The following is a 15445-nucleotide window of genomic DNA, read 5'->3' on the forward strand; positions in this document are numbered from 1 at the left end:
TTATAGCTACTTTTGTAGGTATCGACCTAAATAGATGGTGAGAATAATTATGAGACAAAGCAGAAAACAAACAGCCTGGAAAAAGAGTCGTACCTTTGGAGACGTCAAAGGCGGAAGAAGATGGCCCAAATTGAAAGATAATATTGTAAAAAGAAAACACTCATTATTAAAACCATCAGAGTTCGACGAGTTACCAATCTATATGGTAGAGAATCCGTCCAAAGACTTCTATTTCCCTATAACAATAGATGATATAAAAAATGTATTAGCACAACTTCCTCCTGAACATGTAGAAGGTCTGACACATATTTGGTTACGAAAAACAAATAAGAAAAATATCAAGGAGTTTATACGGTCGGTAGTGATGTTCGCCTCATTACCCTATATCCTTTCCCAAAAAGCAATCAACTTATTCTTGGGCAAGAAAGACCTACCCATAAATTACTGACATGGTATAAGGTACATCAATGAGACATATTATCTTTTTATTAAGACAAAAGAACATAAGAACAAAAATATTTGAGAAATGGAAATAGAGAGCTTAATAAAAACGATTATTCAGTGTGCATATAATGTAAGAATGCACCTTGCCGCTGGTTTTCTTGAAGCTGTTTACCAAAAAGCATTGGTAATTGAGTTAAAAGAGAAAGGAATTGATGCAGAAACAGAAGCCCCTATAAATGTATATTATAAGAATATAGTTGTAGGAGAATTCAGAGCAGATATAATTGTAGAAAAAAAATCATCATTGAACTTAAAGCTGTTCAAAATCTTATTCCAATACATGAAACCCAACTAGTAAATTACTTAACTGCCACTAATACAGATCATGGCTTATTAATAAACTTTGGAGGTGAACGTATCGAAATAAAAAGAAAATTCAGAGAATATAAACATAAAGAATAACTCATAAAAAAAAATTTGTACTTTTGTTCTTATGTCTAAAAAATAAGAATGTCTATTATGGAACAACAAATTCAACTCAACGACCACAACAAACAGGAATACCCACCCATGCACACCTGCGAGCATATAGTCAACCGTACCATGATGAATCTTTTCGGTTGTGGGCGGTCAGTATCCGCACATATAGAGAGAAAGAAAAGTAAGCTGGACTATGCTTTGGAAACTGCTCCTACCGAAAAAGATGTAAAACGACTGGAAGAAGATGTAAATGCAGTGATTGCGCAAGGATTGGATGTTACCACAGAATTCATCACGCAGGAAGAAGCACAAGGACGCTTTGACTTGAAACGACTGCCTGAAGATGCTTCGGAAACCGTACGCATAGTGAAAGTAGGCAATTATGATGAATGTCTTTGTTTGGGAACGCACGTAAAAAACACCTCTGAAGTAGGAACCTTCAAAGTCATCAGCCACGACTGGAATGAAGAAGCCAAACGATGGAGAATGCGTTTCAAACTGCAATAATATCATTTTAAAAGGCACATATATGAAGAAAATCATCTTATCCATCTTTATTATGATGGGACTGGCAAATCTCTCACATGCCCAACAAGGATATCAAAATCCAATCATTCCGGGCTTCCATCCGGACCCGAGTGTTTGCCGCGTTGGCGAAGACTATTATCTGGTCAACAGTAGTTTCTGTTATTTCCCCGGAGTACCCCTGTTTCATAGTAAGGATTTGGTCAACTGGGAACAGATAGGGAATTGCCTGACACGGGAATCACAGGTAAAGTTAACCAATGCCGGCACATGGGGCGGAATCTATGCCCCTACCATCCGATACAATGAGGGAGTGTTTTACATGATTACCACCAATGTTTCGGACAAGGGGAATTTCCTGGTTCACACCACTGACCCATGTGGTGAATGGTCAGAACCTGTTTGGATAAAGCAAGGAGGTATTGATCCATCCCTTTATTTTGAAGATGGAAAGTGCTATTTGGTCAGCAATCCAGATGTAGGCATCTACCTGTGCGAAATAAATCCGATGACCGGAGAACAGTTAAGCGAATCCAAACGTATCTGGAACGGTACGGGCGGACGCCATCCGGAAGGGCCACATATTTATAAGAAAGATGGTTGGTATTATCTGCTGATTTCGGAAGGAGGTACTGAATATGGGCATAAGGTAACTATTGCCCGTAGCCGGGATATTGACGGCCCGTATGAAGGTAATCCCGCCAACCCCATCCTGACGCATATAAACAAAAACGCACAGAACAGTCCGATACAGGGAACCGGTCATGCCGATCTGATAGAAGCCCACGATGGTTCGTGGTGGATGGTATGTCTCGCATTCCGCCCGCAAACCGGCTCACATCATCTGCTGGGGCGCGAAACGTTTATCGCACCTGTACGATGGGATAAGAATGCCTGGCCTGTGGTAAATGGAGATGGAACCATAGCCTTACAGATGGATGTCCCCACCCTTCCACAGCAACCTTTTGACTCGAAAGCTCCCCGCACTACCTTCAACACCGAGAAACTGGGACCGGAATGGATCTATCTGCGCAATCCCAAACAGGAGAACTACATCCTGAACGGTAAGACACTCCGATTGAAAGCAACTCCCGTCAATCTGAACAGTATGGACTCTCCCACTTTCATCGGCCGCAGACAGCAACATATCGACTTCACAGCCGCAACATCCGTTGAACTACAGAAAGGGCAACCACAGGACGAAGCCGGAATAACGGTATTCATGGAGAATCATTCGCACTATGACCTTTTTATAAGGCAGGATGCTAAGGGACAGCAGTCTATCGTCTTGAGATATCAGTTGGGAGAACTGAAACATATAGAAAAGGAAATCAATATCCCCCAAAGAAAAGTGCAGCTTCAGGTCAAAGGGAATAATGAGTTCTATTTATTCGGCTATTCCACCGCCGGAAACAAGTTCCAGGAAATAGCCAAGATGAATACGCGCTATCTCAGTACCGAAACTGCCGGCGGATTTACCGGTATCATATTGGGCTTGTATGCCGTATCCGCTTCTTCAAAGACACAGGCTGACTTTGATTATTTCGACTATCAAGGAAACGAATAAGCCGGAGGCGAAACATTTCACATTCATAGTATTCGAAAGCAATTTTATATAATAAATGTACAAAACGGCATAAAACAAGTAATTTTGTCAGAACTTTAGTGACATTTTGTTAATCAGCGAAACTAAAATCAATTGGCATACGTTTTGCGATTATGTTTGTGAACAACGGTTCAGAAACTGCATGGGAGTGATTAAGAAACGGCTCCCGAAAGCAGTCCAAGACCGGAAGTTCAGAACTAACCGAATGTTTAACTTAAAGGATAGGAGACTAAAATTATGATGCCTGTTAGAAGAACTCAAAATTGGTTACCAAGTATCTTCAATGATTTCTTTGATAACGAATGGATGGAAAAAGCCAATGCAACCGCTCCGGCTATCAACGTGCTGGAAACGGAAAAGGAGTACAAAGTAGAATTGGCTGCTCCGGGAATGACCAAAGATGACTTCAACGTTCATATCGACGAAGACAACAATTTGGTTATCAGCATGGAAAAGAAGACTGAAAACAAGGAGGAAAAGAAAGACGGTCGCTATCTGCGTCGCGAATTCTCATACTCTAAGTTCCAACAGACCATGATATTGCCGGACAATGTGGACAAGGAAAAGATTGCAGCACAAGTAGAAAATGGCGTGCTGAACATCAATCTACCGAAGTTCTCAGCCGAAGAAAAACAGAAGAACAAGAAATCCATTGAAGTGAAATAAGGTTTCCGGTGAACCCAACAGATGTATTAACCAGAACGGGCAACCTCTCTTACGAGAAGCTGCCCGTTTCTTTTTATATCTCCGGATGTATTTATTTTGCCTTACGCGTTCCTTTCAGAAAGCGATTGGTCAGCCATTTGCGTACCGGTTCGTCATAGAGCTTCAGACAGGCATAAGCAAGAACAAAAGCTCCGACAAAGGTCAGTATCATATAAGGAAGACCTTCGGTGATGGTCGCATTATTATTGCATGCCCAGGCTGTATATGTGTATATCAGCGGATAATGAGTGATATAAACGGGATATGAGATATCGCCCAGGAACTTACAGATACCTACAGAGCGTTTTCCCGTTACTTTGCCACCGGCTCCCATCGAAACAATGACCGGGAAGATAAAGATAATGCAAAGTGCCTCGTAGAGTCCGTTCATCCAGAAGCCATCTTCACCGCCAATACGGGGAACGGAAAGAACTATCACAATCATCAGGCTACACCACCAGAATGCACGTTTCTTTACCCGTATGAGCCAGCCCAGACGTGAAAGCAGCAAGCCTGCAAAGAACGGATAGAGCAAACGGACGAAGCCCACATACTGCTGTTCCCAATTCAATGCCCATCCGCCCACGATATCACCATTGGGTGCCGTAAGACAGAGATGCAAGGTGGCACAGGCTGCCAGAAAAACAAGGATGGACAAAGCAACCTTGTTGAACTTACGAACAAACAATGCGTACAGGATATTGCCGATATATTCATAATAGAGTGACCATGCCGGCCCATTCAACGGGTGCATTTCCGTCCACCCGCGAATGTCCCACTTCAAAGGAAGGGGAAGCAGCGTACAGCCATAAAGCATGATTATCAGAACTGTTCCTACCGATACATTATCCATATTCGGAAAGCAGGGGGATTTCTGTAGGAAAAAGAAAAGGGCACCGATAATGCTACCCATAATTACCATAGGATGCAGGCGGATGACACGACGTTTGAAGAAAGTGCCGATACTCATCCGGTTCCAACGGTCATCATAGGCATAACCGATTACAAAGCCCGAAAGCATAAAGAAGAAGTCGACGGCAAGATAGCCGTGATTAATGATTTGTGCGAGATGGTTGCCACCCGAATGTGCTTCAAGAAGATGGAAAGCTACGACCATAACAGCTGCCACTCCACGTAATCCATCCAGGATTTCATAATGCGGCTTAGAGGCGAGATAAGTTGTCTGCGTGTTCATTAGGATATCAGATATAATTAATTTGGATGCAAAAGTAGGATAAAATGTGGAATAAACCACGCAATTGTACATTGAATTGTACAGTCCTGATTTGGCTTCTCTAATAGTGGAATCGTTAGTTTTGCTATCAAAATACAAGATGACTATCAACTTTAAAAAAGGAAATATGAAAGAAGAGAGAAAAGCAAAGTATGTGACTCCGCAAATAGAGATCATAGAAATGGAAAGTGAGGGTGTAATGGCATTGAGCAATATGCCCGGTGGTAACCCTGGTATGCCTGGTCGAAGCAGTTCCCGAAGATCTACCCAACGCTACAGTTCAAGTAGCATAAGCGAATTGGAAGACTTGATAAACGATATACTAACCTTTGAAAAATAAAACTATGAAAATAAATAATGCGATACCTTTCTTTGCAGTATTCCTATTGGTATTAATGGGATGTACCCAGGATGAAGTTATAAAAGAGGATACTTCTGTCAGGGGAAAAGAAAAAATATCCGTTACCGTCACACAAGGCGGAGCTATCACCCGTATAAGCCATGAAGAGGATGGTGCTAACGGCCTGATACTAAGGTGGACGGCAAATGATGCCTTTAAACTTTATGGTACTACGACTGAGGTCTTTACTACGACAGGACCTACTGATGGTGATGGCAAGATTGCTACTTTCACAGGAAATGCGGTTGAGGATGCCCAGCATGCTTTCTTTCCTGCATCAAAAGCCGAGAAAAGATGGGAGGATTGCTACTTTAATGTTATAGGGCAAGTTATCGATGCAAACGCTCCTTTTGCCCATCTGTCCGGTTACAACTTTATGACTGCACAGACTACTGCTTCCGGTACGGAGATTTCGGAAATAGGCTTTAAGCATAAAATAGCTGTTCTGAAGTTTGAGGTAACTCTTCCTGATGGCATTGTTCCTAAATACATCACTCTAAGCACACAGGATGATGCCGGTATAGCCATCTCCCAGAAAGCAAGCGATGAAAGCAATGTCACTACTGCCAAACAGCTTACTGCGGCTATATCCGGTGCCAGTAGCAAAAAATTCACTGCTTACATGGCCATTCTTCCTTCCACATTGAAAGAGAAACTGGCTCTTGCCGTGACAGGCGACGACGGGATGGTTTATAGTTATACGGTTTCTTTTAATGGAGATTTTCCTTATGAGGCAGGCAAGGTTTATAATTCGGAGCTTACTTTTATAAATGGAGCAGCAGATGGCTATGGAACTGCTGATATATTCGATAATGATGTAATGAGCGAAGCTTGGGATCAGAGTGATAATAAAGGTAGTACGAAAGATACCCCTTACCTGATAGAGAGTGCCGGACACTTGAAATATTTGATTGAACAAGTAGAAGCGGGAGAAGCCTACTTGGATAAGTTCTTTAAACTGACTACTGATATAAAAGTCACGGCTGATACATGGACGCCAATAGGGATTTCATCTGCCAAGCCTTTTAGTGGAAACTTTGATGGTGGCGGACATACCATAAGCGGCGAATTAAAAGGAAGTTTTTCTGATGATTTAAAGAACTTCGGCTTCTTTGGTTACCTGACAACTACAAGTAGTATGTTGATAGAAAATATCCATATAGCGGCTAATGTTACATGGTCCTTTGCATCACCAGAAGGAACAAGCTATGCAAATTTTGGTGTAGGTGGTGTCATTGGAAATGGATATGCGCAAACAATGACAGTTCATAATTGTACCATGTCGGGAGAAATGCAAATATCAGATGGAAGCCTTGATTATGGTCACTTACACATAGGTAGTATCGTTGGACATACAACAGCTAACATCAAAAATTGTTCTTCAATAGGAAAAACCAATATAGGTTGTAAAGGTGGAATAGTTTATATTGGGGGCATAGTGGGAGGAAACAGGTCTACCGCAAATGAAACTGAACATTGTATAAATACTTCTTCCATTACACTCTCTAATACAGAACGTTCAAATACGAATTATGCCGTATCGGTAGGTGGAATTGGCGGATATCTTATTGGAAAGGTTTTGGGATGCTGCAATCAAGGTTCCATTACCGGACACAGCCTCTCATCTGTTGATATTGGAGGAATTGGCGGACTTACTGAATTAGTAAAATGCCATCTAAGCCGGAATCTAACGACAGATTTTAATGTTACTTCTGAAGAAACTGTGAGACTTGGATATTTGATAGGACATCTTAAAAACAGTACTGCTTATTCCTGCAACGAAAGTGTTGGTGAACAATCCCAATGGATTGGAAGCGATCCCGCCTGGACACCCACTATCGATGATGAAAACGAACATTAACTCCAAACCCTCCTGTCCCAAATAACAGGAAATTCATCAAATTACCGGGAGTTAGAAAAGAATACGATAACTCCCGGTAATAAACTCCCTTATTATCAGTTTCCTAACATTTTCAATTTATCTTTTTATTAACCCACCCATTTTACTTATATTTGAGACCTATACAAGTACCCCAAACAAAATGAACAAGTATTTTATATTCCCGCTAATCATTCTCGTATCCGGCATAGTAAGCTGCAACAAGCCGCCAGGCAGCGCCCATCCTCCTGCGCAATTTCATGCAGACAGTATAGCCATACTGGCAAAAGCCAATCAGTTCCGGCTGGACAAAGAATATGACAGCGCTATTTCCCTACTCGACTCCGCCTTCCTGCTACCCGTCAAAAGCGACCAACACCCCAACGGATTACCACCTGACGACGCCCGCCGTCTGATGTCCTACGCAATCAGGCACTTAATGTTCGCATACAATCATTCCCGAAGAATAGCCGAAGGACACGAGCACTTCCTCCGGCTCAGGAAAATGAACCACCCAATACTATCCAATCATTGCCAACGCGAGATTTTGGTATGCGACGCACAAATGTTGCAAACCCTCGGCCGCCGTACCGAAGCCTGCCAACTCCTCGATCAAGCCATGAGTATAAACGAGAATGATGATCCTTCCAGTGAACTCTTCTGCACCATAGCCGCCGGAATCACCTATATGGCCGTCGACTCCACCGAAACACGGGCAGAACCCACCCTGCTGCGAGCCGCCGAAGCTATGAGAAACGGAGCATACGATGACACCGGACTCTATCCGCAGGCCATGGCTAACCTGGCAAACATCTACATCCGGAAGAATGAGTTCCAGAAAGGCATCAGCCTCTGTCAAGAAGTCATGGAACAAAGCAATAAATCGCAGAATCCGCGTGGGGCAATGCTCGCCGCAATCAACCTGTGCGGCAATTACACCGAACTAAACTTCTTCGACAGAGCCTTGCATTACAACAATGAAGGACTCCGCCTGTTCCGTGAAGATAACGAGACCTGGGGTATGGCGGCAAGCCTGTACGAAAGGAGAGCCCTGATTTATAAAAGAATGGGCCTCATCGACTCAGCCTTCCTCGCGCTCAACCTTGCCGACAGCTTCTACATCAGAGCCACCAATCCGCGCGGACAAATACGTGTAAAGATGGAAAAGCTGGATGCCAAAGCCCAGTTCCCGGACTCCCTGCCGAAAGTCCTGACGCACTATGAAGAAATAAAAGATAAAGTGCCCGGCTATATGCTGCTGGATTATTACATGGGCTACGGAAATGCCATGTACAGAGCCGAAAAATACCAAGAAGCCATCCCGTTGCTTGAAAAAGCCGTCAGCTTATCCAAAGCCCGCGGAGATATGGAAACAGAGAATCACAACAACCGGTTACTGCTCGACAGCTACCACCGTACCGGCAGGATGAAAGCTGCAAAAGAACTGCTCCCCCGCTATAATATGATTATCGACTCTGTAATTCATGGGAAATCCATTCGTGAATCCATAGCCTCGCATATACGCTACGAGACGGAGAAGGTGGAACAGGAAAATAGTCTGCTCACAGCAGGCATAGCCTTGCGCAACAGTGTTATCCGCACATATACCATCGGCACAATTGCATCCATCCTCTTTATCCTGCTCCTGGCCACCTGGTTCTGGAACAGACACCGATCTCTGAAATTACATCATCAACTGGACGAAAAGGAACTCGAAATCACCTCCATCCGCCTGGATAAAAAGGAAAAGGAATTGAAAAGAATTCTTGAATCGCGCCATGAACTTCATGAACACAACCAGGAACTGCTTAGGCAACTGGCCGAAATACAAACCTCAAACCAATCAGGAAGCGAACTCAACAAGCTTATGGAAACTCTGTCTCCCACTATGCTGACACCCAAAGAAGAAGCTGAATTCCGTGTCGCCTTTTCCGGCATTTATCCTACGGCACTTATCCGCCTGCGCGATGTGTGTCCCAATATTACCAAGAATGAAGAGTTGCTGTGTATGCTCATTCTGCTCAACCAAAGCACCGAAGAAATAGCCCGGATATTAGGTATAGCCTCCGCCAGCGTCACCAGGATACGTTATCGGTTAAGGCCGAAACTCAATATCCCGGAGAAAGCTTCGCTGGATGCGGAAATCAAAAGGATTATGAAAGAGTAATTTCAACTACTCTTTCTATAACTCCTCACCGCCCACAGATTAAAGAACACCGCAAAGGCCATCAATGCTCCCAACTGTGGAAGTAACTCCACAATACCACCACCCCGAAGGTAAATGGTACGCATCACCTCTACAAAGTATTTCAGCGGATTGAGTGCGGCAATTAGTTGTGCCCACTCCGGCATACTGTGTACGGGAGTGAACAAGCCACTCATCAGCATCAGTATCAGCATAAAGAACCACATGACGAACATGGCCTGCTGCAACGTAGCGGAATGATTGGAAATCACCAGACCGAATCCGGAGACTACAAACAGGAAGACCACTGCAAAAAGATATATCGTCACAAAATGCCCCACAGGAAGAATGCCATAGAGCAGCCATGCCAGAAAGAAACATATCGTAAGCACAATGAAACCTATCAGCCAATACGGTATCAGTTTGGCAAGAATAAACGTCAGTTTGGAGACAGGCGTTACATTGATCTGCTCGATAGTGCCCACCTCTTTCTCACCTACTACATTGAGCGCCGGAAGAAAACCGCAAATCATTGTCAGCAACATCACCATCAATGCCGGAATCATAAAGAGCTTGTAATTCAGGTTCGGGTTATACAGATTCTGCGTTGAAATACCGATCCGGGGCAATCCCATCCCGGCAGACATTGCCTTTGTCGGTGATTCCGATTGCAACTCACGGGTATAGTCATTAATGATGGAAGACAGGTACGAGCCGCCCAATCCTCCCTTTGTACCGTTCACCGCATTAACGGCAACCAGCAGGCGGGGGCTGTTGCCCGTCACCCAGCTCTTCTCAAAATCGCGGGGAATCTCCAGGATAATATCTGCCGAACCGATTTCGATGGAGCGCAATCCTTCATTGTAAGTATCAGGAAGGGCCGTTGTACGGAAATAGGTGGATGCACCGATCTTATCCACAAGGCGGCGCGAAAGGACGCTGTGGTCATTATCCACAATGTTCAGGTTAATGTTCTTTATCTCCAGATTTGCCGCCCAGGGCATCAGTATCATAATCATGCAAGGGAAGATAAGAATCATCTTCGGCAGGAACGAGTTACGGAGCAACTGCTTGAATTCTTTTTCTATCAGAAACTTTATCATACCACCACTCTCCTATTCTAATCGGTTCTTAAACTTCTTGAAACTAACCGTAATCAACGCAACCGCCATTACAGCAAGAATACTGACTTCCGTCAATACCAGTGAAATGTCCACTCCTTCGATCATCAGCTTCCGCACAGCCTGAATGTACCAGCGGGCAGGAAGTACGGCCGAAATGCCTTGGAGCAGCAAGGGCATGCTCTCTATGGGGAATATCATACCGGAGAGCAGCATGGTAGGCATCATCAGTATCAATCCCGATGCAAGCATGGCAGCAACCTGCGTCCGCGTCACCGAGGATATCAGCAAACCCAGAGCCAGGGAAACGAAAATAAAGAGCAGCGATACCACAATCAGCCAGAACAAGCTACCCGCCACGGGAACATCGAGCACATGGACCGAGAGCAGCAAAATCGTTGTCAAGTTGACAAACGAAAGCACAAAGTAAGGAACTGCCTTGGCAAGAATAATGAATAGCGGCTTCACCGGAGAAACCAACAGTATCTCCATCGTTCCCGTCTCCTTCTCCCGAACAATGGATATGGAAGTCATCATGGCACAAATCAACATTAGGATCAGTCCCATCACACCCGGCACAAAGTTGTAGGCACTCTTCATCTGCGGATTATAAAGCAGCTTCACTTCGGGAACAATAGTGGAAACCTGCATTCCCGCCGGAAGCATTTCGCGTCCGGCAGAGGATATGATATTGGCGGCATAACCGGTCTGTGTGGTTGCCGTATTGGGGTCGGTAGCGTCGGCCACCAACTGTACACAAGCATCTCCGGTATAAACGTGATTCGCAAATTGCTCGCTGAAGATGACTGCCAGATCAATATCTCCCCGTCTGAAAGACTTCTCAACCTCGTCCGGAGTATTCAGATTCGTGGTGACGGAGAAATATTCACTCGCATCCAAGCGGTCGATAATGCGTCGGGTGACAACATCGTTCGACGGGTCGAGAATGGCGACACGGACATTCTTCACTTCCGTGGTTATGGCAAAGCCGAAAAGGATAATCTGCACCACAGGCATACCCAGCAATATCAGCATGGTTCGCCTGTCGCGGAAGATATGGAAGAATTCCTTTCGGACAAAAGCTATAAATTGTTTCATTGTTCTTACTAATTATATTATGAATCGGCTAATCCGCCGTACGCACCGCCTCCCGTGCCAACTGCTGGAAAACATCATCCATCGTAGCAACCTTAAATTGCCGTTTCAGTTCATCGGGCGTATCGAGAGCACGGATCACGCCATCCACCATGATAGAGATACGGTCGCAATACTCGGCCTCATCCATGAAGTGGGTGGTGACAAAGACAGTGATTCCCCGGTCGGCAGCCTGATAAATAAGCTCCCAGAACTGGCGACGGGTAGCAGGATCTACCCCACCCGTCGGCTCATCCAGAAAGACGATCTTCGGTTCGTGAAAGATGGAAACGGAGAAAGCAAGTTTCTGTTTCCAGCCCAGCGGCAGACTTTTTACCAGCGTATCACGTTCGGCACTCAGCCCGATGCGTTCCAAAAGTTCATCGGTCTTGCGGGCTATTTCATCTTCTGCCATGCCGTAAATCCCAGCAAACAGCCGGATATTCTCCCACACTTTCAGGTCTTCGTAAAGAGAAAACTTCTGGCTCATATAGCCGATATTCTTTTTCACATCCTCCGTCCGTGTGGCAACATCGAAACCGGCTACGCGGGCCGTGCCTCCTGTGGGATGGCTCAACCCGGTAAGCATGCGCATTGCCGTAGTCTTTCCGGCACCGTTGGCACCCAGGAAGCCGAATATCTCGCCACGATGGACTTTGAAAGAGATATGATCCACTGCCGTGAAATTGCCGAAACGTTTGGTGAGCTTATCCACTTCGATGACATACTCATCTTTCTGTTCCACCTTGCCATGTTCCAGTCCCGGCGGACAAAGAATGCTTGCAAACTGGTTCAGAATACGTTCCGGAGTATCTATCCCATGTATCTGCCCCTCATTGATAAAGGCAATGCGGTCACATTGGCGTGCCTCATCAATAATAGGCGTAGAGGCTATGATGGTGATGCCCTGTTCCTTCAACCGGCGAAGCATCCCCCAAAACTCCTTGCGGGAAACAGGATCTACCCCTGTTGTCGGCTCATCGAGGAAAAGCACATCCGGTTTATGGATAAGCGCACAACTCAACGCCAGTTTCTGCTTCATACCTCCGGACAAAGCTCCGGCACGGCGTTTGCGAAAAGGCTCTATCTGCTGGTAGATATCCTTCACCAATTCATAATTCTCCTCAATGGTGGTATGGAAAACAGTAGCAAAGAAGTTCAGGTTTTCTTCTACCGTCAAGTCCTGATAGAGGGAGAAGCGTCCCGGCATATAGCCTACGCGACGACGAATTTCTTTATAATCCTTCGCTATATCCAGACCGCACACCGAAGCATTTCCACTATCGGGAAGCAGCAAGGTGGTGAGGATACGGAAAAGAGAAGTCTTCCCCGCCCCGTCAGGCCCGATAATGCCGAACAACTCTCCGGAAGGAACCGTCAAGGAAACACCCTTCAACGCCTCCACCGCCCCATATTTCTTGGTAACGTTATCTACAACAACCGCATGTTCCATAAATTAATCACTAATCACTAACCGTTAATCACTAAACTCCACTCCCCCGTACATGCCTATCTTCAACAGCCCGTCATTGTGCACGGCAATCTTCACGGCATACACCAGGTTGGCACGTTCATTCTTAGTCAGGATAGTCTTCGGGGTAAATTCCGAGGTATCCGAAATCCAGGTTACTACGCCCGGATACTGCTTGTGCTCATCGGTGCCGTAATCGGAGAAGACGGTTACTTTCTGTCCCAGCTTTACCTGCGAAAGTTGTTCGGAGGTGATGTAAGCACGAAGGTACATCTGTTCCGTATCGGCCACTTTGAAAAGCGGAGTGCCCATAGCTGTGAGTTCTCCCGCTTCGGCGTACTTTGCCAGTACAGTGCCGGTTATCGGAGAGGCGATGTGACACTTCTTCAATTGGTCTTCCACCTGTGCCACCTGAATACCGACGGATGAACTTTGCCACGTCAGGCTCTGGTGACTGTTGGACAAGGTAGAGTTCTGCGCAACAAGTTGCTTGCGGAGCACTTCAAGCTGGTCTTCCGCATCATCCAGTTGTTTCTGGTTTGCCGCACCTACCTTTAGTAAGTTTGCCACACGGTTCCGTTCGCGTTGGGCGGCAGATATTTGTTCTTTGGTGGCGGCTACCTGTTTCAGGATATCAGGACGCTGTTCTTCGACGGATTTAATGCTTGCCTCCAGTTGCAGCTTCTTCAGGTAGAGCTGTACGGTATCTACTACGCCGACTTCTTCACCGGCCTTCAACAACATTCCTTCTTCGATATCGAAATAAAGCAGGCGGCCCGACGCTTCGGCAGATACAAGCACTTCCGTAGTCTCAAACGTTCCTGTTGCATCATATTTCGGGGCACCGTTTCCACAAGCGGAAAAGAGGGCCAATAGGGAACAAAGTCCCAGTAAATTCCTTGATTTCATAATGATCTATATTTTTATGCCTTTAATTATTCAATGTATATTTCAGATTCCAGATGTTCATCAGTAACTGCACCTCGTGCAAAGCCTTGGTTTGACGTGCCAGGTTCTCGGCTGTGATTTCACGAAGCATATCGGTCACGGTCAGCGTACCGTTCTCCACTTTAGCCTCGGCGGCCTTACGGATGTTAACACGTAAACGGATAATCTCATCATCATCTACCATCTGTCGGCGCATGGACTGGATGGCCGAGCTTTGTTGGGTAGATTGCAGGTTGGTATTGAACAGGAACACATCGCGGCTGGTCTCCAATTTACGGCGGTTGTTATCTATCAGCCTGCGATCATTGCGCAACGTGTAGAGGCTACCGAAGTTCCACGACATACGGACTCCCGCTACATAGTATGCGGAGAAATCGTCTTTCAGCATATTCAATCCCGGATTTCCGTAAGCTCCCTGCACGAACAGCCCGAAGCGGGGACGGAAGCGCGTCTTCAATGAAGATTCCTGTACGTTCAATTGCCCGCCTTGGGCATCGAACCAGCGAAGTTCCGGACGGTTGTTCACCAATGAAGTAGATTCAAAAGTATCGGCGGGCTTCTCCAATGTAGTTCCGGAAGCGATTTCCTTTCCTATAAAGATAGAGAGCATACTCAGATAGGCCTGTCGCGAAGATTCCAGTTCAATGCGTTTCTGCTTCGTGTTCAATATCTCCACGCTTACGGCATCCAAATCACTCTGATTGGCAATGCCGTTTGCCATATAGTTGGACACCTGCTGATGAGTGCGTCCCAAGTCTTCCTGCAAAAGCTGATTCTGCCTTAACTGTTCGTCCAGCAACAGGATGCCGAAGTATAGCTGATTCACACGGTCATTCAGTGCATACATATCCACTTCCTGTTTCCCGCGGTCTATCTCCGAGGTAGCCCGGGTCAGTTGCTTTTTGGAACGGATATCTCCACCGTCCCAGATGTTCTGCGACACTTCCAACATCACCTGATACTGATCTTTGGGCATACTCTTCATATCGATTCCCGGAATGTCCACCGGCAGTTTTGTAACATCACTTTGATAGGTTGCCTTTCCTGAAAGGGTGAACTGCGGCAGATAACCTTTTCCGGCATTTTCAAGATTATATTCCCGGGCTTTCTCTATCAGACCGTATTGCCGCACCAGCGGATAATTGGTCTGTGCCGAGTGTTGGCATCCCTCCAGCGTGAGTTGCGCATGTGCCAGCATTGCCGCAAGAACAAAGGAAAAAGAGAGAATAGTTCGTTTCATTTCCATATACATTTCTTGTTTATTTCTTTATAGGACGCAAAGATAGAGCTTAAAAGTATATGTATACATTCTA

General features: G+C 45.5%; 13 protein-coding genes and 1 pseudogene. 8 read left to right on the forward strand and 6 right to left on the reverse strand.

Annotated features, from left to right (window positions below; translation table 11 throughout):
• The first annotated feature begins 49 nt into the window (after window positions 1-49).
• The 5 genes and pseudogenes from DWW10_RS15630 (at window position 50) to DWW10_RS15650 (ending at window position 3721) form a co-directional block, all read left to right on the forward strand.
• Window positions 50-448: a hypothetical protein gene (locus DWW10_RS15630; RefSeq protein ID WP_259320494.1), complete on the forward strand. Its 399-nt coding sequence runs from the start codon at window positions 50-52 to the stop codon at window positions 446-448.
• Between the two features lie 78 nt (window positions 449-526).
• Window positions 527-906, forward strand: a pseudogene (locus DWW10_RS15635) (GxxExxY protein).
• A gap of 57 nt (window positions 907-963) precedes the next feature.
• Window positions 964-1431 (forward strand): alanyl-tRNA editing protein, encoded by a 468-nt coding sequence (locus DWW10_RS15640; protein ID WP_118421867.1) that lies wholly within the window; start codon window positions 964-966, stop codon window positions 1429-1431.
• 22 nt (window positions 1432-1453) lie between these two features.
• Window positions 1454-3016 carry a glycoside hydrolase family 43 protein gene (locus DWW10_RS15645; protein ID WP_118421781.1) on the forward strand — a complete coding sequence of 521 codons (1563 nt, stop codon included), beginning with the start codon at window positions 1454-1456 and terminating at the stop codon, window positions 3014-3016.
• Between the two features lie 276 nt (window positions 3017-3292).
• Window positions 3293-3721, forward strand: a complete 429-nt coding sequence (locus DWW10_RS15650) for an Hsp20/alpha crystallin family protein (RefSeq protein WP_007214301.1) — start codon at window positions 3293-3295, stop codon at window positions 3719-3721.
• A 91-nt stretch (window positions 3722-3812) separates the two neighbouring features.
• Here DWW10_RS15650 and DWW10_RS15655 read toward each other — a convergent pair whose 3' ends face one another.
• The gene (locus tag DWW10_RS15655; protein WP_022210263.1) at window positions 3813-4955 is read right to left on the reverse strand and encodes an acyltransferase family protein; all 1143 of its coding nucleotides are present in this window, start codon (window positions 4953-4955) and stop codon (window positions 3813-3815) included.
• Between the two features lie 166 nt (window positions 4956-5121).
• Here DWW10_RS15655 and DWW10_RS15660 point away from each other — a divergent pair, with 166 nt between their 5' ends.
• From DWW10_RS15660 to DWW10_RS15670, 3 genes are all read left to right on the forward strand, one after another.
• Complete coding sequence (locus tag DWW10_RS15660; protein ID WP_029428174.1) at window positions 5122-5334, forward strand: hypothetical protein; 213 nt, start codon at window positions 5122-5124, stop codon at window positions 5332-5334.
• 4 nt (window positions 5335-5338) lie between these two features.
• Window positions 5339-7255 carry a hypothetical protein gene (locus DWW10_RS15665; RefSeq protein WP_118421782.1) on the forward strand — a complete coding sequence of 639 codons (1917 nt, stop codon included), beginning with the start codon at window positions 5339-5341 and terminating at the stop codon, window positions 7253-7255.
• A gap of 181 nt (window positions 7256-7436) precedes the next feature.
• Window positions 7437-9440 carry a tetratricopeptide repeat protein gene (locus DWW10_RS15670; RefSeq protein ID WP_118421783.1) on the forward strand — a complete coding sequence of 668 codons (2004 nt, stop codon included), beginning with the start codon at window positions 7437-7439 and terminating at the stop codon, window positions 9438-9440.
• Window positions 9441-9442: 2 nt separating this feature from the next.
• Here DWW10_RS15670 and DWW10_RS15675 read toward each other — a convergent pair whose 3' ends face one another.
• The 5 genes from DWW10_RS15675 to DWW10_RS15695 are packed head-to-tail and all read right to left on the reverse strand — an operon-like array spanning window position 9443 to window position 15378.
• A complete protein-coding gene (locus DWW10_RS15675) occupies window positions 9443-10561 on the reverse strand; it encodes an ABC transporter permease (RefSeq protein WP_118421784.1) in 1119 nt (372 codons plus the stop codon).
• 12 nt (window positions 10562-10573) lie between these two features.
• On the reverse strand, window positions 10574-11677 hold the full coding sequence (locus DWW10_RS15680) for an ABC transporter permease (RefSeq protein WP_118421785.1): 1104 nt from the start codon (window positions 11675-11677) through the stop codon (window positions 10574-10576).
• Between the two features lie 28 nt (window positions 11678-11705).
• On the reverse strand, window positions 11706-13166 hold the full coding sequence (locus DWW10_RS15685; RefSeq protein WP_029428179.1) for an ATP-binding cassette domain-containing protein: 1461 nt from the start codon (window positions 13164-13166) through the stop codon (window positions 11706-11708).
• A gap of 24 nt (window positions 13167-13190) precedes the next feature.
• Window positions 13191-14093 carry an HlyD family secretion protein gene (locus DWW10_RS15690; protein ID WP_118421786.1) on the reverse strand — a complete coding sequence of 301 codons (903 nt, stop codon included), beginning with the start codon at window positions 14091-14093 and terminating at the stop codon, window positions 13191-13193.
• Window positions 14094-14115: 22 nt separating this feature from the next.
• Window positions 14116-15378 carry a TolC family protein gene (locus tag DWW10_RS15695; protein WP_118421868.1) on the reverse strand — a complete coding sequence of 421 codons (1263 nt, stop codon included), beginning with the start codon at window positions 15376-15378 and terminating at the stop codon, window positions 14116-14118.
• Window positions 15379-15445 lie beyond the last annotated feature (67 nt).

This window comes from Bacteroides intestinalis (assembly GCF_003464595.1).
GTDB lineage: Bacteria > Bacteroidota > Bacteroidia > Bacteroidales > Bacteroidaceae > Bacteroides > Bacteroides intestinalis_A.